The organism is Variovorax beijingensis (assembly GCF_003951285.1).
GTDB lineage: Bacteria > Pseudomonadota > Gammaproteobacteria > Burkholderiales > Burkholderiaceae_C > Variovorax > Variovorax beijingensis.
The window spans coordinates 1-2,778 of the sequence record NZ_RXFQ01000056.1; the positions used below are offsets into that span (position 1 = coordinate 1).

The following is a 2,778-nucleotide window of genomic DNA, read 5'->3' on the forward strand; positions in this document are numbered from 1 at the left end:
TGCGTATTTCGGCGAACGTGACCGGTCATTTCGGCCATCGTGACCGACGCCGCTGAGGGCGTCGGTAAATGTCGTTTCGGTATCGTGACCGCCCGTTTCGGCGATCGTGACCGCCGGTGCGGCGGCAGGTGTTGCGTAGAGGGTGGAGTCTAGGGTAGGCGGCGTGGGGTCAGGTCAAGAATTGGCCTCCTGAGTTGTCTTATTCGACTTGTTTGCCATGCCAGCGTTGCGTCCCGTGCGGCGGGATTCACCGTCGAGCGTGAAGCGCCGGCAGTGCTGCATCAAGCGATCGAGGATCGCGTCTGCAACAGTCGGGTCACCCAGCCACGCGTGCCAGTGCTCAATGGGGAGTTGATGCGTGATGATCGTGGCCCGCTGGGCGCTGCGGTCGTCGACGATCTCCAGCAGGTCGGCCCGGGTCGCAGCGTCAATGGCGCCTGTTCCCCAATCATCCAAGACCAGCACATCCACCTTGGCCAACTGCTGCAGCCAGCGCCGGAAGCTGCCCGCGCCGTGCAGGATGCGCAGCTCCTCGGCCAGGCGCGGCACGCGCAGGTACAGCGCCGAGTGGCCCTGGCGGCAGGCGTATTGCGCCAGCGCGCAGGCCAGCCACGTCTTTCCCAGCCCGGTGGCGCCGGCGAAGCAGATCGTCTCGCCACGCTCGATCCACGTGGACAGCGCCAGGCCCATCAACGCCGAGCGATCGATGCCGCGGATGCCCTCGAAGCTCGCATCCTCCAGCGTCGCGGTCATGTACTTCAGCTGAGCCCTCTGCAGCAGCCGGGTGCGCTTGCGGTCACCGCGAGCGTGGACCTCCCGTTCGACCAGCAGAGCCAGGCGTTCATCGAAGGACAGACCCAGGCAGTCGGCTTGCTCGTGCTGCTGTTGCAGCGCGTCGGCGAAGCCTTGGAGTTTGAGGGAGCGCAGTTGGGCGATGGTGGCGTTGTTGAGCATGGGGGTCAGAGTTCGGTGGTTTGCAGGGGGCGAAGGCGTCACGGCAGATCGCCTCATTGGTAGTAGTCCGGGCCGCGCACATTGGCGTGGACGGGACTGGTCCATTCGGCGGGCGCCTCCTGGGCGAGGAGATCGCGGTTGTTGGCCAGCAGGTCGCGCACGTGCCGGTAGCGCACGGTCCCCAGCGCCAGGGCGCGTTCGCACGCCGCCTCCAGCCGCTCACGGCCGTAGCGCCGCGACAGGCTCAGCAGTCCCAGGCAGGAGCGGTAACCATGCTCCGGATGCTTGTAGGTCTGCAGCAGCCGGGTGACGAGTTCGCCGCAGGCCATGCCGATCTGCTGGCCCCACTCGATCAGGCGCTGGGGCGTCCATTGCAGCTGCGCCCGGTGCGCCGCAGGCATGTGAGCTTCGACCGTGGTGTAGCTGCCGCGCCGGTCGTTGCGCACATGGGCGGCAACCCGCTGGCCGCGCAGCAGCAGCTCCACGCCGTGCTTCGTGAGCCGTGCCTCCAGCGTCTGCCCCACCAGTGCGTGGGGCACGCTGTAGCGGTGGCCATCGACCTCGATGTGATAGTCGATGTGGACCTTCACCGTCTTGAAGCGTGCGAGCTCGTAGCGCTGTGGCGGCAGCGGCATCAGCGCGGGCGCATCCAGTTCGGCGAACACGCTGGCGCGGCTGCCGGGCAGCTTCTGGAAGGGCCGCTCGTTCACGCTGGGCAGCAGTCGGGCGATAGCCGCGTCCACCTGCGCGACGGTGTCGAAGCGGTGATGGCGTAGCCGCGCCAGCACCCATCGACCGATCACCTGGACCGAACTTTCTGCGGCGGCTTTGTCCTTTGGCGAACGCGGGCGCGCTGGGAGCACCGACGTGCCGTAGTAGCGGGCGAAGTCCTGCACCGTGTCGTTGGCGCGCGGCTCGTAGCGGTCGGCGCAGGCGATCACGGCCGTCGCGTTGTCGGGCACGACGAGCGCCGGCACACCTTGGTAGAAGTGCAGTGCCCGCACCATGCCCTCGATCCAATCGTCCAAGCGCTGCGTGGGCGTCGCGCAGGCGAACACACAGCTGGACGCGGCCATGGCCGAGACGAAGATCTGGGCGCGGGCGCCGTCGCTCAGCGCCACCGTGGAGCCGGCGTAGTCGATGAACATCTTCTCCCCGGCGCGCCGGTGCTGGCGCATCGAACGCTTGAGCGTGGCGGCGAAGGCCTTGTAGTGCTCGCAGAACTGCGTGTAGCGCCAGGTGCGGCCCTGCGGGTGGGCGGCCACGTATTCCTGCCACAGCAGCATCAGCGTGACGCCCTTGCGATCGAGCTCACGGTGGATGCGACCCCAGTCGGGCACGACGATGGGCAGCGAAGCCGCCGAGCGGGGTTGAAGGGCCGTCCAGAGCTGCTGTTCGCTCCAGTCCTGGACGGTGTCCCAGTTCAGACCCGCGGCGGTGGCCAGGCCCACGTACTTGGCGACGACGCCCTTGGAGATCTTCAACGTGGCGGCGACTTGCTCGTGTGAGAGCTGCGCGTGCCACTTCAGGCGGAGGACATCTTTGATCATGCGTAGAGAGAGTTGTTGCTTGGGCATCCGCGGCTCGATGGCAAAAAAAGCCGTCGAGGGTAGGAGACCCGGGGTTGCGTTCTCTACGCAGCACTGCCGGCGGGACCGGCGCCGCTATTGCGGGGCGCCGCCACGGCGGTCACGATCGCCGAAATGGGCGGTCACGACACCGAAACGCTCGGTCACGATGAGCCGAAATTGAAGGTCGGTCACGATGTCCGAAATGCGCGGTCACGATGCCGAAATCAGCGGTCACGATGCGCCGAAATACGCA

At 67.0% G+C, this 2,778-nt stretch carries 2 protein-coding genes; both read right to left on the minus strand.

The features are described 5' to 3' along the window. Positions 1-174 precede the first annotated feature (174 nt). Positions 175-954, minus strand: coding sequence for an IS21-like element helper ATPase IstB (gene istB / locus EJO66_RS32280; protein WP_125967267.1), 780 nt, complete (start codon positions 952-954; stop codon positions 175-177). Between the two features lie 53 nt (positions 955-1,007). Continuing rightward, entirely contained in the window at positions 1,008-2,531 is a 1,524-nt protein-coding gene (gene istA / locus EJO66_RS32285; RefSeq protein ID WP_125967268.1) for an IS21 family transposase, read from the minus strand. Positions 2,532-2,778 lie beyond the last annotated feature (247 nt).

Excerpts from the sequence above, each read along its gene's own strand:
- istB (WP_125967267.1), bottom strand. The coding sequence starts at position 954 with ATGCTCAACAACGCCACCATCGCCCAACTGCGCTCCCTCAAACTCCAA.
- istA (WP_125967268.1), bottom strand. The coding sequence starts at position 2,531 with ATGCCCAAGCAACAACTCTCTCTACGCATGATCAAAGATGTCCTCCGC.